The sequence below is a fragment of the Nonomuraea sp. NPDC049646 genome, from assembly GCF_044465525.1.
In the GTDB taxonomy this organism is placed as follows: Bacteria; Actinomycetota; Actinomycetes; order Streptosporangiales; family Streptosporangiaceae; genus Nonomuraea.
The window spans coordinates 86,837-109,165 of record NZ_JBITLU010000024.1; the positions used below are offsets into that span (position 1 = coordinate 86,837).

Here is a 22,329-nt window from a genome sequence, read left to right on the forward strand (position 1 = left end):
AGCAGTTGATACCATCCACCCCGTGAACACGACAAGGGGGGAGCGCCCGCCGACCAGTGTCGACGTGGCCAGGGCCGCGGGAGTCTCCCAGGCCACGGTCTCCTACGTGCTCACCGACAACCCCCGCGCCCGGGTGAGCGAGGAGACCCGCAGGCGGGTCCGCGACGCCGCCGCCCGCCTGGGCTACGTGCCCGACGCCGCCGCCCGCGCGCTGCGCACGGGCCACAGCGGCATCGTGCTCATGCCGCTGTCCCGGGCCAGGGTGGGCCGGCTGGCGCAGCAGGTGTTCGACGAGCTGGAGGAGGGGCTCAGGGCCCGCGGCCACACCCTGGTCCAGTACGGCGAACGCACCCTCAAGGGCGTGGCGGCGGCCAGGAGCTGGCTCGCCCTGCGGCCCTCGGTCGTCCTCGTCGAGGCCGCGCGGCTGACCAGGCCCGCCGTGGAGCTGCTGCACGCCTCGGGCGTCCGGGCCGTCATCGGCCTGTCCGACCAGCCCTCGCCCCTGGTGCCGGCCGTGGTGTTCGACCACCGGGCCCTCGGCGCCGTGGCCGCCCGCCACCTGGTCGAACGGGGAAGCCGGAGAGTGGCGGCCGTCGTGCCACGGGAAGAGGGCATCGACGCCATGGGGCTGGCCCGGCTGGCGGGGGTGCGGGAGGTCGTCCCCGGGGCCGCGCGCATCGACCTGGCCTTCTCCGAGGAGGAGGCGGGGCGGGTCGTCCGCGCGGGCGACCTGCCCGACGGCGTCTTCGCCTACAACGACGAGTACGCGATGCTGCTGATCAGCGCGTTGCAGGACGCCGGTCTGCGGGTCCCCGGCGACGTCGCCGTGGTCGGCGCCGACGACCTGCCGATCTGCACGCTCATGCGGCCCCGCCTGACCAGCGTGCACTTCGACGCCACCGCGAGCCCGGCCGACCTGGCGGGCGAGATCGACGGGATCGTCCGCGGCGTGCGACCGTCCGCGGCCGGCGAGGTCCTCGCCCGGTTCGAGCCCCGGCTGGTGGCCCGGTCCAGCGCCTGAGGCCGCCGTCGGGCGCGTAACGAGTCGGACGCGCGTCTTGTCAGCCCTTCCCGGGCGACCTACAGTCCAGAGCAATCGTCGGTGATACGTATCATCAACGCTCCGGAAAGGTCCCCCCATGGCTGAGGCTCTGAGCGGCGCGCTCGCGGACACCCGGCGCCCCGGGCCGCTCTACCTGACGCTTCCGCTGGCCAACGTGGCCGTCATGTTCCTGTGGATGAGCGTGGGCGCGTTCGTCCTGCCGGTGCACGTGCAGCGCATCACCGGCGTCAACGACGTGGCCGCGCTGGGCCTGGCCAACTCGATCGGCCCGCTCATGGCCACCCTCGCCAACCCCGTCTTCGGCCAGATCTCCGATCGCACCCGATCGCGCTTCGGCCGCCGTTCGCCGTGGATACTCGGCTGCGTGCTGCTCGGCGTGCTCGCCCTGTTCGCGCAGGCCGGCGCGGGCAGCGTGCTCATGCTCGGCATCAGCTGGGCGGGCGTGCAGACCATCATGAACGGCTACCAGGCCGCCATGACCGCGATCCTGCCCGACCGGGTGCCGCCGAGCCGGTACGGCACCTACTCCGGCCTGTTCGGGCTCGGCACGCCGCTGGCCACGATCGCGACGGCCGTCATGTTCATCGTGTTCCCGCAGCTGGCCGCCGGCGGGGCGTACTACGTGGCGATGGCGCTGCTGCTGGTCGCGGCGGTGCTGGTCGTGGTCGTGACGCCGGACACGTCCTCGGCGGGGATGGCGCGCGAGCCGTTCCGGCTGGGGGCGTTCCTGGCCGGGTTCGCGCGGCCGCTGAAGACCCCGGACTTCACGTGGGCCTTCGTGTCGCGCTTCGGCGTCATGCTCGGATATTTCGTCATCTTCACCTTCAACCTCTTCCTCCTTGAGGACTTCATCAAGATCCCCAAGGGCGAGGCGGTCGCCACGATGGGCCTGCTGATGCTCGTCGGCCAGGCCGCCACGCTGCTCGCGGTGCTGGTGATCGGCCCGATCTCCGACCGTCTCGGCCGCTTCCGGCTGTTCGCGCTGGTCGCCGGGCTGTCCTCGGCGGCGTTCCTGGGCATCCCGCTGGCGATGCCGACGTTCGAGGGCATGATCGTCTACAACGTCGCGCACGGCATCGCGTTCGGCGTCTACCTGGCCGTGGACATGGCCCTGGTGACCAAGGTGCTGCCGGACCCCGGCGACGCGGGCAAGGACATGGGCGTCATCAACATCGCCAACGCCGGGCCGCAGATCCTGGCGCCCGCCCTCGCCGCCGTCGTGGTGGGGACGGGCGGCTACCCCGCGCTGTTCGTCGTGGGCATCGTGATCTCGCTGGTCGGGGCCGTAGGGGTCCTCAAGATCAGGGGGGTGCGCTAGCGTCGGCGGCATGACGGAACTTGACCCCAGACTGCGCGCGATCACCGACCTGATGGTGTCCGAGGCGCGCGAAGGGGGCGGCAGGCACGAGTACGACGGCCGGATCCAGGACCTGTCGCCCGAGGGCGTACGGGACGGCCTGGCGCGCCTCGGCAAGGGCGACGCGCCCGGCGACCCGCACGACGCCGAGCATCTGCAGATCTTCGAGGAGGCCATGCGCACCCAGTTCGGAGAGCTGGAGCTGCACCGCAAGAACCCTCTCATCCACCTGGCCAACCTCGACCTGGCCTGCTACGACCGCGACTACGCCCCCGAGGCCGAGCGCGCCGCCGCCAGGGCCGCCCACCTCGCGCAGTGGCCGGCCGCCGTGGACGCCGCGGTCGCCTCGCTCGACCAGGTCGCGGCCCCGGTCGCCACGTCCCTGCTGGGCGCGGTCAAGGGCCTGGCCGCGGGCATCACCGACCAGGCCGCGATCGAGGCCCACGGCAGGCTCGTGGCCCACGTGGCCCGCGCCGCCGCCGAGGGCGACCCCGACGCCGCGCTCGGCGGCGCCGCCCTGGTCAAGCTCATGAGCAGCGCCGAGGGCCTGCCGGTCGACCTGGGCAGGCTGGCCGAGCGCGCCGACGCCGAACGCGACCGGCTCATGGGCCTGCTGGCCGAGTCCTGCGCCAAGCTCGGACGCTCCGAGCCTCCCCTCGACGTCGTCCGCGAGCTGGTCAAGGACCACCCCGACGCCGACGGCGTGATCGAGGCGGCCAGGATCGGCACCGAACGGGCCATCGCCTTCACCCGCGAGAAGGACCTCGTGCCCTACCACGACGGCGAGTGCCTGGTCGGGCTGGCGCCGGAGTCGCGCCGCTGGGCCATGGCCATGATGGCGTGGAACTCGCCGGGCGAGCCCGAGGGGCCGTCCTGGTACCACATCACCCCGCCGGACGCGTCCTGGAGCGAGCAGGACCAGGAGGAGTGGCTGGAGGTCTTCAGCGCCACCACGCTGCCCGCCATCAACGTGCACGAGGTGGCCCCCGGCCACTTCTCGCACGGCCGCGCGCTCCGCCGGGCCCCCTCCGACGTGCGGCGGCTGCTGCAGTCGATGGCCTTCGTCGAGGGCTGGGCCCACTACGCCGAGGAGCTGTGCGTCGAGGAGGGCTACGCGCCCGACGACCCGCGGTTCGAGATCGGCGTCTGGGTGGAGGCCCTGATCCGGGTCACCCGGCTGGCCTGCGCGATCGGCGTGCACACCGGGCAGATGACGGTCGAGGAGGGCGCTCGGCGCTTCGAGTCCGACACCCACCTGGCCGGTCCCGCCGCGCTGTCGGAGGCCCGCCGCGCCTCCTTCGACCCGACGTACGGCCGCTACACCTGGGGCAAGCTGCTCATCCTCGACCTGCGCGAGCAGGCGCGCACGCGATGGGGGGCGGGTTTCACGCTCCAGCGCTTCCACAAGGCGCTGTTCGACCTGGGCTCGCCGCCCCTGGGCCTGATCGGCGCGATCCTGTAGCGTCGGGGTAGCCGAGCGAGCGCTAGGGAGGTGCAGGCCGTGCGTGAACTGTCCGGCAGGGTCGCGGTGGTGACGGGCGCGGCCAGCGGCATCGGCAGGGGCCTGGCCGTCCGGTTCGCCGCCGAGGGCATGGCGTTGATGCTGGCCGACGTCGATCCCGGCGGGCTGGCCGAGACGGCCGCGCTCGCGCGGAAGGCGTCCGCCGGGCCTGGCGAGGTGCTCACGCAGGTCACCGACGTCTCCGACGCGGCGGCCGTGGAGCACCTGGCCGACCGGAGCTTCGGCGAGCTGGGCGCGGTGCACGTGCTGTGCAACAACGCCGGCGTCCACCAGGGCGGCCGCCTGTGGACCAGGACCGCCGAGGACTTCGCCTGGCTGCTCGGCGTGAACCTGTGGGGCGTGCTGCACGGCGTGCGCGCGTTCGTGCCGCGCATGATGCGGCAGGACACCGAGGGGCACGTCGTCAACACCGTGTCCGTGGCCGGGCTGCTCGCCGCGCCGGGCGCGGGCGGTTACGCGCTCACCAAGTACGCCGCGCTGGCCGCCTCGCAGTCACTGGCCCAGGACCTCGCCGCCGTGGGCTCCAAGCTCCGCGTGACCGCGCTGTGCCCCGGCGCGGTCAGGACGCGGATCGACGACTCGGCCAGGTCCCGCCCGGCCGGCCTGGTCACCACCCCGACGGACGACGAGACGGCCGCCCGCGAGGCCGTCGGGGCGGCCATGGCGCGCGGCGTCGAGCCCGCCGAGGTCGCCGCCCTGGTCGTACGGGCCATCCACGAGGAACGCTTCCTCGTGCTGACCCACCCCGAGTTCGCCGACCGGCTGCGCAGGCAGACCGAGCTGCTGCTGGCCGGCGAGCTGCCCGGCGCTACCAGCGGCGCTCGTGGACCAGCACGCTCACCACGCTCCCGCGCCGCGGATTGACCAGCAGCCGGACGAAGTCGCCCGGCAGCACGTCCTGGTAGACGCGCTCCTTGGCCCGGTACGCCGGCGCCCGCTCCGAGATGCCGTCGTGCACCGCCAGGTAGCAGGTGCGCGAGGAGGACAGGTCGTCGCCGTGCTCGGTCACGATCCAGCGCTTGACCACCCGCCCCTCGACCTCCTGCCGCTTGGGCGCGCCGCCGTCGCGCGGAGCCGGCTCGACCAGGACGCCGCGCCACCCGTCGCCGGTGAAGACCCACTCCTGCCGCGGGTCCACCGGAGCCGGCTCGGGCCCGGCCACCTCGCGGCCGAGCGGCGTCAGCACGAACCCGCGCCCGCCCAGCAGCAGCGCGGCCCCGGCCACGAACGCCCCCGCCGTGGCGATCCAGCCGGGCCACGACACGCCCGCCTGCGAGATGGTGACGTACCAGGGCCCGGCGAGCCCGGCGGCCAGCAGCAGCGGCACGAGCATGCTCCCCCAGCGCCGCCGTGCCAGCCCGAGGTCGATGGCGCTCTGCCGGACCAGGGGCACGAACGCGGCGTCGAGGTCGCCGCTGTCCGGCATCAGGGCGACGACCGGCGCCTGCGGCGCGCCGCCCATCCGCGCGGCCACCCGGTCGAGCACCCATCGCTCGTACGGCCACACCTGCCCCTCGCCCGTCGCGGAGAGCGTGAGCCGGTCGTCCCGGATCGTCAGGAACCCGCGCCTGGCCAGCTCGAAGACCGTGGCGTGGAAGACCTCACCGGCCCGCAGCCCGCGTAAGAGCTCGACGACGGCGGGCGGCGCCGCGGGAGCAGGGGCCGCCGGGGGCGCGGCGGCCCGGCGCGTCGTCAACCCGAACGCGGCGGCCAGCGCGGCGAACCACAGGGCCCACGCCGAGGCCGGCCAGACAAGATCCACCGTTCTGTGTTAGCACGAGTGACGGTGTGAGGCCAGGCGTAATACCCGAGGCCGATACAATGAAGGCACCGCATTTCGCCTTTGGGGGGTTCTCACGGTGTCTGAATTCGACACAGTGCTCGTGGTCGACTTCGGCGCACAGTACGCGCAGCTCATCGCCAGGCGGGTGCGCGAGTGCCACGTCTACTCCGAGATCGTGCCGTCGACGATGTCGGTCGAGGAGATGATGGCCAAGAAGCCGAAGGCCATCATCCTGTCCGGCGGCCCGTCGTCGGTCTACGCCGAGGGCGCGCCGCCCGTGCCGCACGGCCTGTTCTCGACCGGCGTGCCCACGTTCGGCATCTGCTACGGCTTCCAGGCCATGGCCCAGGCGCTGGGCGGCGAGGTCGCCCGCACGGGCGTCGCCGAGTACGGCGGCACCGCGCTGAAGGTGCTCGACGAGGGCGTCATCTTCCAGGGGCTGCCCGCCGCGCAGACCGTCTGGATGTCCCACGGCGACAGCGTGGCCGCGGCCCCCGAGGGCTTCGCGGTCACCGCCTCCACGAGCGAGACGCCGGTCGCCGCCTTCGAGCACCCCGAGCGCGGCCTGTACGGCGTGCAGTTCCATCCCGAGGTGCTCCACTCCGAGCACGGTCAGGCCGTGCTCAAGCACTTCCTCGACGCGGCCGGCTGCCGTCCGGCGTGGACGATGCTCAACATCGTCGAGGACTCCGTCGAGTCCGTGCGCCGGCAGGTCGGCGACGGCCGCGCCATCTGCGCGCTGTCGGGCGGCGTCGACTCGGCGGTGGCCGCGGCGATCGTCCAGCGGGCCATCGGCGACCGGCTGACCTGCGTCTTCGTCGACCACGGGCTGCTGCGCAAGGGTGAGGCCGAGCAGGTCGAGCGCGACTTCGTGGCCGTCACGGGCGTCAAGCTGCGCGTCGTCGACGCCGCCGACCGCTTCCTGAAGGCGCTGGAGGGCGTCACCGACCCGGAGGAGAAGCGGAAGATCATCGGCCGCGAGTTCATCCGCGTCTTCGAGGACGAGCAGCGCGCCATCATGGCCGACGGCCCGGTCGACTTCCTGGTCCAGGGCACCCTCTACCCCGACGTCGTCGAGTCCGGCGGCGGCACGGGCACCGCCAACATCAAGTCCCACCACAACGTCGGCGGCCTGCCGGAAGACCTCCAGTTCAAGCTGGTCGAGCCGCTGCGCGCGCTGTTCAAGGACGAGGTCCGCAGGGCCGGCGAAGAGCTGGGCCTGCCGCCCGCCATGGTCTGGCGGCAGCCGTTCCCCGGTCCCGGGCTCGGCATCCGCATCGTCGGCGAGGTCACCCGCGACCGTCTGGCGCTGCTGCGCGAGGCCGACGCCATCGCCCGCGAAGAGCTCTCCCGGGCCGGCCTCGACCGGCAGATCTGGCAGTGCCCGGTGGTGCTGCTGGCCGACGTGCGCTCGGTGGGCGTGCAGGGCGACGGCCGCACCTACGGCCACCCGGTCGTGCTCCGGCCGGTGACGTCCGAGGACGCGATGACGGCCGACTGGGCGCGGGTGCCCTACGACGTCCTGTCGCGCATCTCCACCCGCATCACCAACGAGGTGCGCGAGGTCAACCGGGTCGTGGTCGACGTCACGAGCAAGCCCCCGGGCACCATCGAGTGGGAATAGCGCCGTGTGCGGACGGCCCGGACCGGCTGACGGTTCCGGGCCGTTCGCATGTCCGGCCATGAGCGGTTAATGCAGGTCAGGGCGTTGGTTATGGTGGAAGGAGGTCGATTCGCCAGACCCACTGGACCCCGGCCCGTTACGATTGCTCGGCTTGTGGACGCATACCGGAAAGTTTCTTGGGAAAAGTGCGTGAGTTTGGGCCACTTCTTGGCCGTAGTGGGCAGTGGGGCACCTGAGGCGTCGATTCGTTAGAGCTCGGTGCCGGTGGACGAAGGGTGCAATTGCCAACATGGCCCATGCGAGTGAGGATGTCCGGCAGCCGTTGGTGTTGCTCGTGGAGGACGATCCGCAGGATGCGCTGATCGTCCAGGAGCTGCTGGAGGACAGCGGCCTTGCCGTCCGGCTGGAGTGGGCGCGTTCGGTGGACGAGGCCCGCAGGGCGCTGGCCCGCCTGCGCCCCCAGTGCGTGCTGCTCGACCTCGGCCTGCCCGACGCCTACGAGTTCTCCGCCCTGTCGTCGGTGCTGGAGGAGGCCGGGGACGCCGCGGTCGTCGTGCTGACCGGCCTGGCCGAGGAGAGCGCCGGCCTCGCCGCGGTGACCGCCGGAGCCCAGGACTACCTGGTCAAGGGCCGGGTCGAGGCCGAATGGCTGGGCCGCACGCTGCGCTACGCCATGCAGCGCAAGCAGGCCGAGCAGGCGGCCGTGGCGCTGCACACCGAACGCATGCGCGCCAAGGAGAACGCCCGCCTGGAGCGCGGCCTGCTGCCGACGCCGCTGCTGCAGGAGATGCCCCTGGAGGTCGCCTCCCGCTACCGGGCCAGCCGCGGCTCGGCCACGCTCGGCGGCGACTTCTTCGACGTCGTCGAGACCGACGACAAGGTCGTGCACGCGGTGATCGGCGACGTCTGCGGCCACGGGCCCGACGAGGCGGCGCTCGGCGTCTGCCTGCGCATCGCCTGGCGGACGCTGGTGCTCAACGGCATGACCGGCGTCCCGCTGCTGCGCCAGCTCGAACGGATCCTGCGGGCCGAGCGGGCGGGTTCTGAGGTCTTCGTCACGATGTCCACGGTCGTCCTGGAGCCCGACCGGCACACGATGCGGGTGTGGCGCGCCGGGCATCCCGGCCTGCTGGTGCACACGGCCGACTCGGTGCTGCTCGCCGACCCGCGGCAGGGGCCCGCGCTCGGCCTGCCCATCGAGCCCGACTGGGAGGAGGACCTCCTGGAACTGCCCGAGGGCGGCGGCGTGACGCTCTACACCGACGGCCTCTTCGAGCGCCGGCTGCCGGGCGACACGCCCCGGTGGCTGGGCGAGGAGGGCCTGCTGGAGCTGTCGTCCCGGTGGACGGGCCTGGGCAGCGAGGAACTGCTCGACGCGATCCTGGCCGACGTCGAGGCGGCCTCCGTCCACGACGCGGCGGCGGACGACGTGGCCGTCGTGCACCTGCGCTGGAAAGACGAATCGTGAGCGAACAGGCGTCCGTGCTGGAGAGGCAGGCCGTGCAGAAGGTTTCCCGTACGCGTGGCGGCGAGCAGGGCTGGCGGCGGCTGACCGTCCACGGCTGGTTCGTGCTGATGATCGCGGCCGTGTCGGTCCTGGTGGTCACCTGCGTGGTGGTCGCCACCGTGATGCTCGACCGCACCGCGCGGCTGTCCGACCAGGTCATCCTGCGCATCTCGCCGGCCAGGATCGAGGCCGCCCAGTTGCGCAGCACCCTGATCGACCAGGAGACCGGCGTACGCGGGTTCCTGCTGACCGGCAACGAGGACTTCCTCCAGCCGTACACGGCGGGCGTGGCGGACGAGCGGCGCAGCCGCGAGCGCATCGCCACGCTCATCGGCGACCGTCCGGAGCTGGTCGGCGAGCTGAACGCGGTCAGGGACGCGGCGGCCACCTGGCGACGCGACTACGCCGAGCCGCTCACCGCCGACAAGCGGGCCGACGGGGTCATCTCGGCGAGCCGCATCGAGAGCGGCAAGCAAGCCTTCGACCAGATCAGGGCGCTGCTCGACCGGCAGGACGAGCGGCTGGCCAAGGCCCGGCAGCTCGCCCAGGAGGAGCTGCGGCAGGTCGAGCAGGTGCGCAACCTGGCCTTCGTCATCATGCTGGTCCTGTTCCTGGTGGCCGGCGTCGCGATGGCGGTGCTGCTGCGGCGGGCGATCGGGCGTCCGCTCGACGAGCTGCGCGAGGCCGCCCGCGACATCGCCGCCGGCGACTTCGACCGGGCGATCCCCGCCAGCGGGCCGGCCGACATCCGCGAGGTCGCCCGCGACGTGGAGTCGATGCGGACGAAGATCGTCTTCGCCCTCGACGAGTTCCGCAAGCAGCACGTCCTGCTGCGCGAGCAGGCGGCCGGCCTCGACGCCCAGGCCGAGGAGCTGCGGCGGTCGAACGCCGAGCTGGAGCAGTTCGCCTACGTCGCCTCCCACGACCTCCAGGAGCCGCTGCGCAAGATCGCCACGTTCTGCCAGCTCCTCCAGAAGCGCTACGGCGATGTGCTCGACGAGCGCGGCGTCCAGTACATCCACTTCGCCGTGGACGGCGCCACCCGCATGCAGGTCCTGATCAACGACCTGCTCACCTTCTCCCGCGTCGGCCGCCTGTACGACGACCGCAAGCCGGTCGAGCTGGAGGAGTCGCTCGACAAGGCCCTGGTGGACCTGTCGGCGGTGATCGAGGAGACCGGCGCCGAGATCGAGCGGCCCGACCCGCTGCCCAGCGTGATCGGCGACCCCACCATGCTCGGCATGCTCTGGCAGAACCTCGTCGGCAACGCGCTGAAGTTCCGCGCCCCCGACCGCGCCCCGCGCATCCGGATCGCCTGCGAGCAGCGGGAGAACGAGTGGCTGTTCTCGGTCACCGACAACGGCATCGGCGTGGAGGCCGAGTTCGCCGATAAGATCTTCATCATCTTCCAGCGCCTGCACAGCCGCGAGGCCTACAGCGGCACCGGCATCGGCCTGGCGATGTGCAAGAAGATCGTGGAGAACCACGGCGGTACGATCTGGCTCGACACCGGCCACACCGAGGGAGCCCGGATCAGCTTCACCCTGCCCGCCGTCACCGACGAAGGAGCGACCGCATGACCGTCCAGCCCATCGAAGTGCTCCTGGTCGAGGACGATCCCGGTGACGAGCTCATCACCCGCGAGGCGTTCGAGGACAACAAGATCCGCAACAACCTCCACGTCGTGCGCGACGGCCTGGAGGCGCTCGACTTCATCTACCAGCGCGGGGCGCACGTGGGCGCGCCGCGGCCCGACCTCGTCCTGCTCGACCTCAACCTGCCCAAGTACGACGGGCGGCAGGTGCTGGAGCAGATCAAGGGCGATCCGGAGCTGCGGGCGATCCCGGTCGTCGTCCTGACCACCTCCTCGGCCGAGGAGGACATCCTGCGCAGCTACAAGCTGTTCGCCAACGCGTACGTGACCAAGCCAGTCGACCTTGAGCAGTTCATGGCCGTCATCCGGCAGATCGACGAGTTCTTCGTCACCGTGGTGCGGCTTCCCGGCCGTACCCGGCTGCCCGACGGCCAGGGCCTGGCCTAGTCGCCTGGCCTGGTCGCCTGGCCTAGTCGTCAGGGCCGGTCGTCTCGGCGGCGGGCGGGGCCGGCCGGCGCAGCGCCCGCCACGCCGGCCGGGCCGCGGCGATCAGCAGCCGCCCGGCGCTCGCCAGGAGCAGCGGCGCCAGCAGCAGCCCGACGAAGATCGGCGCGGCCATGTACCGGAAGTCCTGGGCCGAGATGTTGGCCAGCACGGCGAGCTGCTGCCCGGCCACGACCGCCGCCACCCCGACCACAAAGCGGTTGCGCAGGGCCAGCGCCCCCAGCGCCACCGCCGCGTACGACAGGTAGGCCCACGAGGCCCCCCGCCACAACACCCAGTCCCACTGCGGGAGCAGCGCCCCCGTCAGCCACGGCTCGGCCACCTGGTTCAGCTCGGCCGACAGCGGCCGGAGCGAGAACACCCCGCGGCCGGCGAAGTCCGGCACCTTGCCGGGCCCCACGTACGTGTCGGCGCTGGGCCGCCGCGAGAACCGGTACGTCATCCCGCCCACCACGTACGGGTCCTGGACCGGGCTCCACGCGATCGCCCCCCGGCACAGGCGGGTGCCGACGATCATCCCGGGATCGCTCGTCAGCAGCCGTTCCCACAGGCCGAGCAGCTCGCCCGCATGCGCGTCGGCGGCCGGCCAGCTGAAGTCGCGGCGCCAGATCAGCAGGTTGACCGTGGCGCAGGTGCCTCCCTCCCACCACCTGCTGAGCGGCGCGACCGAGGTCATCAGCGCCTTGTCCTGCTCGGTGAACAGCTCAGGACGCTCCCTGAACGCCACGGCGACGTCGGCGAAGGCCGTGTGGTAGACGTACGTGCTGGACGGCGGCGTGATGCCGAACCGCGGGAACAGCAGGTTCGTCAGCAGCAGCGGCACGGCGGCCGCCACCGTGCCGACGAGCGCGAGCCGTACCCGCCGCGTGGCGACGACCACCAGCAGGACGGCGACGGCGATGCCCACCACCAGGAAGCCGTTCGCGCGGAACAGCCCGAGCAGCGTCATGAGCACGCCGAGCCCGGCCAGGGAGACCCGCCGGCGCGCGGCCATGCGCGCGCAGACCCCCGCGATCATGATCGCGCAGATCGTGAACGGCACGTCCTTCCACAGCGTGACCGTGAACGCCCCCACCGTCGGCGTCACCGGCGCCAGCACCGCCACCAGCGTCGTGGCCCACCGCGGCGCCCCCAGCGACACGAGCGACCGCGCCAGGTACGTCAGCGCCCCCGCCATCGCCGTGGTCTGCGCGAACGTGACCGCCCCGAGGTCACCCGTCCTGGTGAAGCTCAGCCACAACAGCGCGTCGTAGGCCACCGAATGGTCGCTCACCCACGGCCCGACGACGGTGTGGCTGAGATAGAGCACCGAGTCGCGGCTGAACAGCCCGGGGTAGAAGGCCGCCCACCAGCAGGCGAGCACCGCCTGAATGATCAGGAAGGTGACAAGGGCGACCCACGGCCTGGGACGTGCCGCGGCGGGGCTGACGCTCTCCATGGTTCCAGCACTCGGGAGGGAGACGTGCTCAGAAGTAGCTCACTCCGGAGTCGGGCCCCTTGCCGCGCAACAGCGTCGGGACGGTGACCAGGGTGTAGCCCTGCTTCTTGAGCTCCTTGACGATCTCGGGCATCGCCTTGACGGTCTGCGGGACCGTGTCGTGCATGAGGATGACGCCGTCGCGCTTGGCCAGCTTGAGCACGGTCGCCTTGATCTTCTTGGCGTCGCGCAGCTTCCAGTCGAGGGTGGTGCCCGTCCACAGGATCTCGGCCAGGTCCTGCTGGTCGGCCATGCGCAGCACGCGTTCGTCGGTGTGCCCGTAGGGCGGGCGGTACATCGTCGGGCGGCGGCCCGTGGCGTCTTCGATGAGCGCCTGGGTGGTGCGCAGCTCCTCGATGATGTCGTCGTCGCGCAGGGTCGGCAGCGAGGGGTGGGAGTAGGTGTGGTCGCCGATCGCGTGCCCCTCCGCGGCCTGCTGCCGGGCCAGCGCCGGACGCCGCTCGACCTGCTTGCCGACGAGGAAGAAGGTGGCCTTGGCCCCCTCCTTCCGAAGCACCTTGAGCAGCGTCGCCGTGTGCTCGCTCGGGCCGTCGTCGAAGGTCAGCGCCAGGCACTTGAGCCGGGCGCAGTCGATCTTCGGGGCGGCGGCCGCGGGCGTGGCGGTCAGGGCCAGGGTGGCCGCGAGGAGGGCGTGAATCACCACACGCGACAGCCTAGAACCATCCGGGCCCGGCCGCGTCACCGGACATCGACTTGAGACCTGCCCCCGGCCTTCCCCTCCTGTGGCTCGGAACCCGTCACCTGCCCAGCCTGGCCCGCAGGAACAGCGTCACGCCCTTCAGCGACCTGACCGGCAGGTAGCGCTCGGCGCGCACCACCATCGACAGGCCCGCGTTCACCACCGCGGGCGTCGGCTGCAGGTCGCTGCCCCTCGACCGCCGCCGGTGCCGGGCCACCAGCGGGCGCAGCAGCACGTTCCAGCTCCACAGCCGGTCCACCTTCAGCCCGGCCTTCTCCACCACGACGGTCAGCGTGTCCCGGCCGTAGCGGCGTACGTGGCCCACGGCGTCGTCGTGCGCCGACCACAGCGCCATGTCGCACGGGACGGCGATCAGGGCGTGCCCGCCGGGCGCCAGCACCCGGGCGATCTCCTCGGTGACGAGATGGTCCTCGTGGATGTGTTCGAGCACGTCGAACGCGGTCACCAGGTCCATGCTCGACGACTCGAACGGCAGCGCCCGCGCGTCGGCGTGCACGGCCTTGAGCCCGCGTTCCCTGGCGACCTCGACCGCCGTCTCGCAGTAGTCCGTCGCGGTGGCGTCCCAGCCGGCCTCGACCAGCACCCGGGTGTTCCCGCCGCCGGCCGCGCCGACGTCGAGCGCCCGCCCTGGACGGCCCAGCTCGCGCAGTTCCCTGCGCAGGATCGCCCGGCGCTCCCGGTACCACCAATGGGTGTCCTCAAGGTCGAGCAGCCGGCGGATCTCAGTGGTTTCCATGTGGTTGGTTCCTTGTGCGGGAGAAGACCCAGCGGTCCAGAGCGGTGAAGCGGATCAGGGTGAGCAGACCGTACGTGGCGACCACCGCGCTCATCTCCATCAGCCGCCCGGCCCCCGGCGACACGCTGCGCAGGCCGAGCACGGCGGAGGTGGTCAGGAGGTAGTTCGCCAGGAAGAGCAGCGCCGCCCGGAAGTGCATCGCGGTACGCCGTCCGCCCAGGCGGTTGAACGTCCAGCGCCGGTTCGCCTCGGTGTTGACGAACCCGGTGAGCACCAGCGCGCCCAGGTTGGCCGGCGCGGGCGCCCAGACGCCGCGCAACGGCAGGTAGATGAGCGCGTACAGCAGGACGGAGAACACGCCGATCGCGGCGAACGAGGCGAACTTCGCCAGCGTCACCGCCCTCGGCCGGGCGACCACCGCGTCGGGATGCGTGGGCGTGAGCTCCGAACGCGCCACCTCGACGTCGGCCCGGCCCATGGACATCGACCAGGCGACCCTGGCCAGGCCCTTCAGGTCGTCGATCGCCGTCCTGACCACGCGGACGCGCGAGTCGGTGTCCTCGATCCAGTCGACCGGCACCTCGTGCACGCGCAGGCCGTTGTGCTCGGCCAGCAGCAGCAGCTCGGTGTCGAAGAACCAGGCGTCGTCCTCGATCTTGTCCATGAGCGGCCGGACCACGTCGGTCCTGGCCGCCTTGAACCCGCACTGGGCGTCGCTGAACCGGACCCCGAACCCGTACCGCAGCAGCGCGTTGTAGCTGCGCGACACCACCTCGCGGCGGATCGAGCGCAGGGTACGGGCGCTGTGCGCGAGCCGGGTGCCGATGGCGATCTCCGAATGTCCGCTCGCCACCGCCGCGACCAGCGGGAACAGCGCGCCGAGGTCGGTGGACAGATCGACGTCCATGTACGCGACGATGTCGGCCGGGCTCTCCCGCCAGGCCGCCTTGAGCGCGGCTCCGCGGCCCCGGATGTCCAGGCGGCGGGCGTGCACCCGGTCGTGCTCGGCGGCCAGCCGGGTGGCGATCGGCCAGGTGTCGTCGGTGCTGCCGTTGTCCACGACCGTGATGCGCCACGGCAGCGGGAAGCCGTCCTCCAGGAACCCGGTCAGCGTGCGCACGCAGCCCGGCAGCGCCCGCTCCTCGTTGAGCACCGGGATGACGATGTCGACGGTCGCCAGGCCGGCCGAGGTGTCCAGGACGTTGGGGCTCGGGTCCATGGCGGCACGCGTGTCCATAGAGTTCCCTGATCGCTTGCGGCGGTAGGTTCACGGAAATGGTGCTGGGGGCGTCCAGCGGGGCGCGTGCCGTTTCTTCGCACCATTCCATGAACGGGGGCAAGCTTTACCCGGTCGTGAGCTCGTACACGGAGGCGTCGGCGTTGCGGAAGCGCAGTTCGGCGTATGTCTCCAACGCCGGATCATTGCTGGTGAACAGCCATTTGACGCCGTATTTCCGGCGGAGCCTGCCGACGTTCGCGGCCGACGGCTCGCGGAAGGCCGTGTCGTTGTCGGCCAGCCTGGTCTGGTCGGCGAACGGCACCTGGAGGTAGGGGGTCACGAACATCTCGGCGCGCGACAGCGTGCTCTCGGCGTACGCCCAGCCCTCGACCAGCACCCGCCGCTCGGTGAACCCCGAGACCCAGAAGTGCCTGCTGTCGCACGTACGGCGGGGCGCCGGGTTGCGGCAGTGGAGGTCGGTGGCCACCACGTCGCCGGGCGCGGAATGGTCGCGCAGCCACCGTCCGGCCTCCAGCGCCCCCGCCGGGATCAGCCGCTCGCGCTCCCACGGCTCGGGCGCGACGTGCACGACCGCCTCCCGCAGCGAGGTGGGCACGGCGTACCCCGCCAGCAGCGCCACCACCGCCAGCGAGAACCCCCTGCGCCGGAACGCCAGCACCACCACGGCCACCCCCGCGAGCACCAGGTACGGGACCAGCACCCGCACCAGCACCGCGCCCGGCGGCGTCAGCCGCGAGGCCGCGACGGCCACCGCCGCCCCCGCCCCGGCCAGGCCCGCGACCACCGCCCACGGCACCCGCCGCCGCTCCACGGCCGCCACCGCCCCGCACACCGCGGCCACCGACAGGTACGGCCGCACCCCCTCCAGGAAGTAGAGCTGCGCGTCGGACGGATGGCCGAGCACCATGATCGCGCCGATGCCCGCCAGCCCGACGCCGACCGGCAGCAGCACCGCCGGGTCCAGCAGCCGGGACCTCAACGCCGCCACGCCGCCCCACACGCAGAGCAGGCAGAACAGGTGGATGCCGGCGAACACCAGCACCGGCCCCCACGGCTCGGCGGCCAGCGCGGGCGGCTGCACGTCGGCCACCACCCCCCACAACGTGCGCATCGTGGCGAACGGCGCCACCACCGTGCCCTGCGCCCCTCGCCCGAACACCACGAACTGCGCGATCAGCAGGCAGCCGAACGTGATCGCCGCCGGCACCACCCACTCCCGCCGCAGCCGCCGCTCCACCGGCAACCGCACGACCAGCACGAACACCAGCCCGGCCAGCAGCAACGGCAGGAACGTCGCCTTGGCCCCCGTCAGCGCCAGCAGCAGCACGGCCACCGCCGCCCACCCCCTCGGCCGCATGGCGGTGAGCACCAGCACCACGGGCGCGAACAGCAACGCGCCGAACGTCTGCGTCGGGCTGGCCCACGCGGTGAACATCGACCGCGAGGTGAACACCACGCCGTCCTGCAAGACGGGGGCGAACAGGAAGTACGTGACGCCGACCGCCGCGAGCCCCGCCCCCCAGCGCCCGCCGAGCCGCCGCCCGAGCACCGCCACGAGCACGACCATCGCGAACGTCATCGGCAACGTGGACAGCCGGTAGACCAGCGTCACCGGCTCGATCCCGGTGACCCAGCTCGTGGCCGCCATCTCGGCGTAGACGAACCAGTGGTAGGACAGCCGCTCGCCCAGCACCGACGGCAGCGTGGGCGGCACGTGGTTCCTGACCTCGCCGAGCAGGGCCAGGTGGTAGGGCATGTCGACGTACGCGTCGGTGATCGGCACGCGGTAGAGCGACCGGGCGCAGAAGGCCAGCAGGTAACCGGCGACCCCCGCCAGCGACCAGGCGCACCACCAGGGCATCCGTTCGCGCTCGGCCCGGCCCCGCCAGTGACGCCGCAACCGCGGCACCACGAGGAACGCCGCGACGGCGGTGACCGGCCAGCCCAGGACGAGCAGCGGCAGGCCGGCCGCGCGGGCGGGGATGTAGACCAGGACCTCGACCGCGTACCCGAGGGCCAGCCCGGCGGCCACGTCCTCGGCGAACGACCGGCCGCCGCCGGTGAGCGCCCGCCAGAGCAACGTCCCCGGCAGCGCCACCCCGAGCAGGACGTACGCGCCGAAGGCCGCCAGATCGCCCGCCGGAACCCCGCACCAGAGCAACACCCAGGCCGCCCCGCCCAGCACCGTCCCGGCCGGCAGCCACCCCGCGAGCAGCCGCCGCGCCCACCCCGGCGCCCGCCGCCCCCTGACCGGGGCGTCCACCACCACAGCCGTCATCCCCAAGCCACCCCCTCATGCCCCTGAGCCGCGGCCGGGGACCGCGGCCCGGCCCTCCCGTCCCCGCCGACCCGCACCGGCGCGACGACCGCCAAGGGGCGCGCCAGGCGCCGGAGCGACCGTCGTGGGCCTGTCGTCCGGGGCGGCGGACCGGTGGCCGCCCGGCGGTGCGATGGCCCGCGGAGGAACGGACGTCATCGGTGCCCCGGCCCCGTGCGCGGCCGGTTCGTCCGACGAGGGCTCATCTGACCACGGTCACCAGTCGCGTGAACTCGCCCGGCAGGTCGACGCCGTCCCACACCCGGTGGAAGCTCAACGCGCTGCCCACCGGCACCATGCGATCGACCCCGCGCCCGGCGAGCTCCCGGGCCAGCCCCTCCAGCTCGCCCAGCGAGAAGCCGAAGTGGGTCAGCGTCTGGTCCTTGCGCTCGACCATCGGGACCAGCTCCGCCAGCGTCGCCACCCGCGCGTGCGCGAACGTGCCCGCGCCCAGCCACCGCCGCGGCATGGCGGCCGCCGCCGCCAGCGTCACGTTGGCCAGCGCGTTGCCCCGGAACTCGATCAGGTCCACCAGCCCGTCGGCGGCCAGCCCGTAGACCGAGACCCGCTTCTCCACCGCCATCGCCGCGTCGACGTCCCAGCCGCGCCCGGCCAGCACCCGCGACACCTGCTCGGTGAAGTCGCCCCGCGCCGCCTCGCCGTCGCCCTCGGCCCCCACCCAGAACACGGTGCGGGGCGAGGAGCAGGCGGCCTGGTCGAACCAGTAGCTGTCGTTGACGAACCCCTCGGCCGCCGCCACCCTGGCCGCGCGCGGCGCGCACAGCCAGGCCGCCGCGTTCACCACCGCGAACGACGAGCGGTCGGGGAAGGTCAGGTCGCGGGCGTGCGGCGCGAGCGGGTGGCGGCGCACCTCGCGTACGGTGTCGTCGCCGCCCCAGATGACCCGCAGGTCGCAGGCCGCCGACAGGGCGGCGGTGACCGCCTCGGCCCGCCGGTCGTAGGAGACGATGCGCTGCGTGGCCGTCACCACCGGATCGGCGTCGGCCAGCGTCTCCCCGAGCGTGTCGAGGACGACCGCGGCGACCGCCCCCGCGCGCGGCGACAGGCGGACGACGTTGCGGTTGCCCATCAGGGCCGACAGGGCCCAGGAGTAGACGAAGACGGTGTCGACGTTGGCCGGCGGGAGATGGAAGACCAGGCCGCGCGGCACGCGTACGTGCGGGGTGCGCAGCTCTTCGAGGGTGCGGGCCAGCTCGCTGGGCCGCAGGAAGAACCCCAGCGAGCCCAGCTCGGGATGGCGGCGGGCCAGCGCGGGCCGCAGCAGCCGCTTGCCGAACGCCGCCAGGAACCCGCGCACCCGCTCGTCGCCCACCTCAAGGGGCGCGCCCTGCCGCACCTGCGCGACCAGCTCCTCGACGGGGACGGGCGAGCCGCCGGGAGGAAAACGCACCACGACCCCGCCCGCCTCGCCCACGCGCGGGATCCGGGTGGTGATCGATCGATCGGTCATCAGCCGCCCTGCCCGAAGGTGTCGCTGCAACCGCGCGCCTCGGCCCGCGGCAGCCTGCCCAGCACGGTGAACCGCTTGCCCGGCCAGTGGCCGTCGTCGACGCCGTGGACCATGCCGAGGTCTTCGGTCAGCAGCGCGTGGCCGGGATAGGAGGTGGGCAGGGTGCTGACCACCTCGATCAGCCCCGGCTCGCCGGGCGGGACCTCCCGCCAGGTGCCGGGGTCGCGGATGACGACGTCGGCGAAGTCGGGGCAGTAGAGCCCGTCGCCGCCCGGGCCCTCCAGGAAGACCGTGCCGATCTGCTCGACCATGCCGTAGAAGTTGTGGACCCTGGTCAGCCCGCACTCGGACGCCAGCCGCCGGCGGAAGGCGTCGTTGTCGACCGCCTGCTCGGCCAGCCGCTTCCAGCCGCCCGAGTGGATCAGCACGCCCTGGGACAGGTCGGCCCCCAGGCCGAGCAGGTAGAGCCAGACCATGAAGGTGAACCCGAAGACCAGGAACGGCTCGCCGCCGTGGCGGGCCAGGAACGCCTCGACGGCCGCCGCGTCGACCTCGCCCTGCTCGTCGAGGACGAAGGTGTGGTCTCTGCCGAAGTTCATCATCCCGAGCACCCCGGCCCCCCGGGCGCTCAGGGCCGGGCCGCGGACGACCGAGCGGGCGTCGACGATCAGCATCGGCAGCCGCCGCTCGCCCAGCACCGCCCGCAGGGTCGCGGCCAGCATGCGCGGCTGCGCGGCCGCCGCCTCCCGGTCGAGGTAGACCCGGCTCGGCCGCTGCCCGGTGGTGCCGCTGGAGGTCAGGACCCGGAACACCGCCTCGGCCGGGACGCTGCGCAGCTCGTGGGTCTTGAACAGCCGCACCGGCAGCCACGGCAGGTCGGCCACCCGCTCGTAGGGCGGATGGGCGCCGATCGCGTCGAGGATGCGCCGGTAGGGCGGGCACGCCCGCCGGTGCCGCTCGGTCAGCGCCGCCAGTTCCCCGGCCAGCACCTCCTCCCGCGCGGCGGCGTCGAGCGTGAACACGCTCACCGCCCGGCCTCCGCGGCCGACTCCAGCGTCCGGTAGTCGATCTTGCCGGTGGGCAGCAGCGGCAGCCGTTCGACGGCGCGCACGTCGAAGCCGCTCCAGTGGAGCCGCAGCTCGGCGCCCAGCCGGCGGGCCAGGTTGCGGCACCCGGCCGCGTCGAGCCCTTCGGCCCACACCGTGACCCGGTCGTCGCCGCTGGTCGCCGCGACCGGCACGGTGTCGCGCAGCAGCTGCTCGACGTCGTCGAGGTTGACCCGGACGCCGAAGATCTTGGCGATGCGCCTGAGCCGGCCGGTGACGTAGAGGAAGCCCTCGTCGTCGAGCCGGCCGAGGTCGCCGGTGCGCAGCACCCCGCCCAGGTCGTCGGGCCTGGCCAGGTCGGCGGCGGTCTCGGCGTAGCCCATCATCACGTTGGGCCCGTGGTAGACGACCTCGCCGCCGTCGATCGTCAGCCGCCCGCCGGGGACGGCCTGCCCGGCCGAGCCCGGCTTGTCGGCGAGCCGGTCGGGCGGCAGGACGGCGATGCGGGCCGTGGCCTCCGTCTGGCCGTACATGACGAAGAAGCGGTCGGCCTGGGCGGCGAACAGGGACACCAGCTCGGGGCTGAGCCGGCCGCCGGCCTGGGTGAGCGTGCGGATCGTGGGATGCTCGGCGCGGTCGAAGCGGAGCCTGCGCAGCATCTCGTACTGGTAGGGGACGGCCGCGAGCGAGGTGCACTTGTGCTCGTCGAGGTGCGTCCAGAAGGACCGTTCGAGCAGCCCGGCCTCGGTCAGGACGACCGTCGCCCCCGCGTGCAGGTGGCTGTTGAGCACCGACAGGCCGTAGCTGTAGTGCAGCGGCAGGCTGGTGGGCGCGATCTCGCCGGGCATGATCGACAGCGCCGAGGCGATGGCGGCGGCGTTGGCCGCGACCGCCTCCCTGGACAGCCGCACCAGCTTGGGGTTGCCCGTCGAGCCCGAGGTGGCCAGGAGCACGGCCAGGTCGGGATGCGGGTCGGGGGCCTGGCCGCGGGCGCCCGGCGGCCCGTCGGGCGCGTGGGTGAACCCGACCAGCGCCGCGGGCCGGAACCGGCTCACCAGGTCGGCCAGGGCCGCGGCCGACAGGTCGGGGTCGAGCAGCGCGATCGGCCTGCCGGTCTGCCAGGCGGCGAGATAGCGCAGCACGGACGCCAGGTTGTTGCGCATGCCGCAGAACAGCGGCCCCGGCCGCAGCCGGGACAGGGCCTCGGCCACGCGGGCGACGCGCCGGGCCAGCTCGTCGCCGGCCAGCCCCTCCTGGTCGCCGGCGACGACGAGCCCGGCCTGCCCGGATGGGAACATCACGGCACCAGCCCGCCGTCGACCCCGAGCACCTGGCCGGTGATGTACGACGCGCCGGGCGAGAGCAGGAACGCCACCGCCTGGGCGACGTCGTCGGGCCGGCCGATGCGCCGCAGCGGGGTCGCCGAGATCGCCGTCTCGCGGTCGTCGGGCCGCAGCGTCTTCAGCATGTCGGTCTCGACGTAGCCGGGGGCCACGGCGTTGACCCGGATGCCCGCCGGGCCCATCTCCCTGGCGGCGGCCAGGGTCAGGCCGATGACGGACGCCTTGGTCGCGGAGTAGGCCGCCTGGTTGGCGCCGCCCGCCCGGCCCATGAGCGAGGAGACCAGCACGACGGCGGGGCCCTGCCCGCGCAGCAGCAGCCGGAACGCCAGTTGCAGCGTGTGGGCCGGGGCCAGGGCGTTGGTGCGGTAGAGCTCGTCGAGGGTCTCGGCGGGGGTCATGGCCAGCGGGCCGGAGGCGTAGACGCCGGCGTTGACCACCAGGGCGTCGAGCCGCCCGTGGCGCCGGGTGATCTCGCGCATGTGGCCGGCCACCGCGGCGCGGTCGGCCACGTCGCCGTGGACGGACCACGTCCGGCCGCCGGTCGCCGCGGCCACCTCGGAGGCGGCCTTCTCGGCGCGCTCGGCGTCGCGGCCGTGCAGGACGACGGTGTGGCCGGTGGCGGCCAGGGTGGTGGCGATGGCGCGGCCGATGCCCCTCGTCGACCCCGTGACCAGGGCGACGCGGGCCTCAGACGGCGGCTGCGCCGATTCCATGCTTCTCCAGCAGCTCGCCCGCCTTGGCGAACGAGCTCATGTCGATCATGTCGTCGGTGTCGATCATGATGGAGAACTCGTCCTCCATCGCCGCGATCAACGCCATGTGGGCCAGGGAGTCCCACTGGGGGATGCCGCGGTATTCGAGGCGGTCGACGGGTGCGTCGGCCGGCAGGTTGAGCGCCGTGCGGAAGACGGCCCGCAGGCGGTCGAGATGACTCATGATGTCTCACTCTCTGTCCTCAAGCCACGACGCAGTGTAGCGGGGATTGCGGTGGCAGGAGAAACCAAACCCCCGACGTGAGTAATGG

General features: G+C 73.0%; 19 protein-coding genes. 8 read left to right on the plus strand and 11 right to left on the minus strand.

All coding sequences use genetic code 11. The annotated features are described in order from the left end of the window. Positions 1-22: 22 nt before the first annotated feature. The 4 genes from ACIBQ8_RS45735 to ACIBQ8_RS45750 all read left to right on the plus strand — a co-directional run bounded on the left by ACIBQ8_RS45735 (position 23) and on the right by ACIBQ8_RS45750 (position 4,806). Positions 23-1,021: a LacI family DNA-binding transcriptional regulator gene (locus tag ACIBQ8_RS45735; protein WP_397170627.1), complete on the plus strand. Its 999-nt coding sequence runs from the start codon at positions 23-25 to the stop codon at positions 1,019-1,021. A 118-nt stretch (positions 1,022-1,139) separates the two neighbouring features. Then, positions 1,140-2,381: an MFS transporter gene (locus tag ACIBQ8_RS45740; RefSeq protein WP_397195245.1), complete on the plus strand. Its 1,242-nt coding sequence runs from the start codon at positions 1,140-1,142 to the stop codon at positions 2,379-2,381. A gap of 10 nt (positions 2,382-2,391) precedes the next feature. Then, entirely contained in the window at positions 2,392-3,882 is a 1,491-nt protein-coding gene (locus ACIBQ8_RS45745; protein WP_397195246.1) for a DUF885 family protein, read from the plus strand. 39 nt (positions 3,883-3,921) lie between these two features. Further along, positions 3,922-4,806, plus strand: coding sequence for an SDR family NAD(P)-dependent oxidoreductase (locus ACIBQ8_RS45750; protein WP_397195247.1), 885 nt, complete (start codon positions 3,922-3,924; stop codon positions 4,804-4,806). Here the strand turns inward: ACIBQ8_RS45750 and ACIBQ8_RS45755 are convergent. Next, positions 4,751-5,704, minus strand: a complete 954-nt coding sequence (locus ACIBQ8_RS45755; RefSeq protein WP_397195248.1) for a hypothetical protein — start codon at positions 5,702-5,704, stop codon at positions 4,751-4,753. The genes ACIBQ8_RS45750 and ACIBQ8_RS45755 overlap by 56 nt on opposite strands. 97 nt (positions 5,705-5,801) lie before the next feature. On the opposite strand from ACIBQ8_RS45755, the gene guaA reads away from it, so the two are divergent. The 4 genes from guaA (at position 5,802) to ACIBQ8_RS45775 (ending at position 10,897) form a co-directional block, all read left to right on the plus strand. After that, positions 5,802-7,349, plus strand: a complete 1,548-nt coding sequence (gene guaA / locus ACIBQ8_RS45760; protein WP_397195249.1) for a glutamine-hydrolyzing GMP synthase — start codon at positions 5,802-5,804, stop codon at positions 7,347-7,349. Positions 7,350-7,638: 289 nt separating this feature from the next. Continuing rightward, complete coding sequence (locus ACIBQ8_RS45765) at positions 7,639-8,817, plus strand: PP2C family protein-serine/threonine phosphatase (RefSeq protein WP_397195250.1); 1,179 nt, start codon at positions 7,639-7,641, stop codon at positions 8,815-8,817. After that, complete coding sequence (locus ACIBQ8_RS45770; RefSeq protein ID WP_397170616.1) at positions 8,814-10,436, plus strand: CHASE3 domain-containing protein; 1,623 nt, start codon at positions 8,814-8,816, stop codon at positions 10,434-10,436. Before ACIBQ8_RS45765 ends, ACIBQ8_RS45770 begins: the two co-directional genes overlap by 4 nt. Next, positions 10,433-10,897, plus strand: a complete 465-nt coding sequence (locus tag ACIBQ8_RS45775; RefSeq protein ID WP_397170615.1) for a response regulator — start codon at positions 10,433-10,435, stop codon at positions 10,895-10,897. Before ACIBQ8_RS45770 ends, ACIBQ8_RS45775 begins: the two co-directional genes overlap by 4 nt. Positions 10,898-10,919: 22 nt before the next feature. Here ACIBQ8_RS45775 and ACIBQ8_RS45780 read toward each other — a convergent pair whose 3' ends face one another. The 10 genes from ACIBQ8_RS45780 to ACIBQ8_RS45825 all read right to left on the minus strand — a co-directional run bounded on the left by ACIBQ8_RS45780 (position 10,920) and on the right by ACIBQ8_RS45825 (position 22,241). Further along, positions 10,920-12,392, minus strand: a complete 1,473-nt coding sequence (locus ACIBQ8_RS45780; protein WP_397195251.1) for a hypothetical protein — start codon at positions 12,390-12,392, stop codon at positions 10,920-10,922. Between the two features lie 28 nt (positions 12,393-12,420). Next, positions 12,421-13,095 (minus strand): polysaccharide deacetylase family protein, encoded by a 675-nt coding sequence (locus ACIBQ8_RS45785; protein WP_397170612.1) that lies wholly within the window; start codon positions 13,093-13,095, stop codon positions 12,421-12,423. 94 nt (positions 13,096-13,189) lie between these two features. Beyond that, positions 13,190-13,888, minus strand: coding sequence for a class I SAM-dependent methyltransferase (locus ACIBQ8_RS45790; RefSeq protein ID WP_397170610.1), 699 nt, complete (start codon positions 13,886-13,888; stop codon positions 13,190-13,192). Next, the gene (locus ACIBQ8_RS45795) at positions 13,875-15,125 is read right to left on the minus strand and encodes a glycosyltransferase (protein ID WP_397170609.1); all 1,251 of its coding nucleotides are present in this window, start codon (positions 15,123-15,125) and stop codon (positions 13,875-13,877) included. The genes ACIBQ8_RS45790 and ACIBQ8_RS45795 overlap by 14 nt, the downstream gene beginning before the upstream one ends. Positions 15,126-15,231: 106 nt before the next feature. Beyond that, positions 15,232-17,406, minus strand: coding sequence for a hypothetical protein (locus ACIBQ8_RS45800; RefSeq protein WP_397195252.1), 2,175 nt, complete (start codon positions 17,404-17,406; stop codon positions 15,232-15,234). Positions 17,407-17,647: 241 nt separating this feature from the next. Then, positions 17,648-18,916, minus strand: coding sequence for an acyl-CoA reductase (locus tag ACIBQ8_RS45805; protein WP_397195253.1), 1,269 nt, complete (start codon positions 18,914-18,916; stop codon positions 17,648-17,650). Beyond that, positions 18,916-19,944, minus strand: coding sequence for an acyl-protein synthetase (locus ACIBQ8_RS45810; RefSeq protein ID WP_397195254.1), 1,029 nt, complete (start codon positions 19,942-19,944; stop codon positions 18,916-18,918). Before ACIBQ8_RS45810 ends, ACIBQ8_RS45805 begins: the two co-directional genes overlap by 1 nt. After that, positions 19,941-21,260, minus strand: coding sequence for an AMP-binding protein (locus ACIBQ8_RS45815; protein WP_397170602.1), 1,320 nt, complete (start codon positions 21,258-21,260; stop codon positions 19,941-19,943). The genes ACIBQ8_RS45810 and ACIBQ8_RS45815 overlap by 4 nt, the downstream gene beginning before the upstream one ends. After that, entirely contained in the window at positions 21,260-22,018 is a 759-nt protein-coding gene (locus ACIBQ8_RS45820; RefSeq protein ID WP_397170600.1) for an SDR family NAD(P)-dependent oxidoreductase, read from the minus strand. Before ACIBQ8_RS45820 ends, ACIBQ8_RS45815 begins: the two co-directional genes overlap by 1 nt. Continuing rightward, positions 21,993-22,241, minus strand: a complete 249-nt coding sequence (locus ACIBQ8_RS45825) for an acyl carrier protein (RefSeq protein WP_397170598.1) — start codon at positions 22,239-22,241, stop codon at positions 21,993-21,995. Before ACIBQ8_RS45825 ends, ACIBQ8_RS45820 begins: the two co-directional genes overlap by 26 nt. Positions 22,242-22,329: the final 88 nt, after the last annotated feature.

Excerpts from the sequence above, each read along its gene's own strand:
- ACIBQ8_RS45740 (WP_397195245.1), top strand. The coding sequence starts at position 1,140 with ATGGCTGAGGCTCTGAGCGGCGCGCTCGCGGACACCCGGCGCCCCGGG.
- ACIBQ8_RS45745 (WP_397195246.1), top strand. The coding sequence starts at position 2,392 with ATGACGGAACTTGACCCCAGACTGCGCGCGATCACCGACCTGATGGTG.
- ACIBQ8_RS45765 (WP_397195250.1), top strand. The coding sequence starts at position 7,639 with ATGGCCCATGCGAGTGAGGATGTCCGGCAGCCGTTGGTGTTGCTCGTG.
- ACIBQ8_RS45775 (WP_397170615.1), top strand. The coding sequence starts at position 10,433 with ATGACCGTCCAGCCCATCGAAGTGCTCCTGGTCGAGGACGATCCCGGT.
- ACIBQ8_RS45780 (WP_397195251.1), bottom strand. The coding sequence starts at position 12,392 with ATGGAGAGCGTCAGCCCCGCCGCGGCACGTCCCAGGCCGTGGGTCGCC.
- ACIBQ8_RS45790 (WP_397170610.1), bottom strand. The coding sequence starts at position 13,888 with ATGGAAACCACTGAGATCCGCCGGCTGCTCGACCTTGAGGACACCCAT.
- ACIBQ8_RS45795 (WP_397170609.1), bottom strand. The coding sequence starts at position 15,125 with ATGGACACGCGTGCCGCCATGGACCCGAGCCCCAACGTCCTGGACACC.
- ACIBQ8_RS45800 (WP_397195252.1), bottom strand. The coding sequence starts at position 17,406 with ATGACGGCTGTGGTGGTGGACGCCCCGGTCAGGGGGCGGCGGGCGCCG.
- ACIBQ8_RS45805 (WP_397195253.1), bottom strand. The coding sequence starts at position 18,916 with ATGACCGATCGATCGATCACCACCCGGATCCCGCGCGTGGGCGAGGCG.
- ACIBQ8_RS45815 (WP_397170602.1), bottom strand. The coding sequence starts at position 21,260 with ATGTTCCCATCCGGGCAGGCCGGGCTCGTCGTCGCCGGCGACCAGGAG.
- ACIBQ8_RS45820 (WP_397170600.1), bottom strand. The coding sequence starts at position 22,018 with ATGGAATCGGCGCAGCCGCCGTCTGAGGCCCGCGTCGCCCTGGTCACG.
- ACIBQ8_RS45825 (WP_397170598.1), bottom strand. The coding sequence starts at position 22,241 with ATGAGTCATCTCGACCGCCTGCGGGCCGTCTTCCGCACGGCGCTCAAC.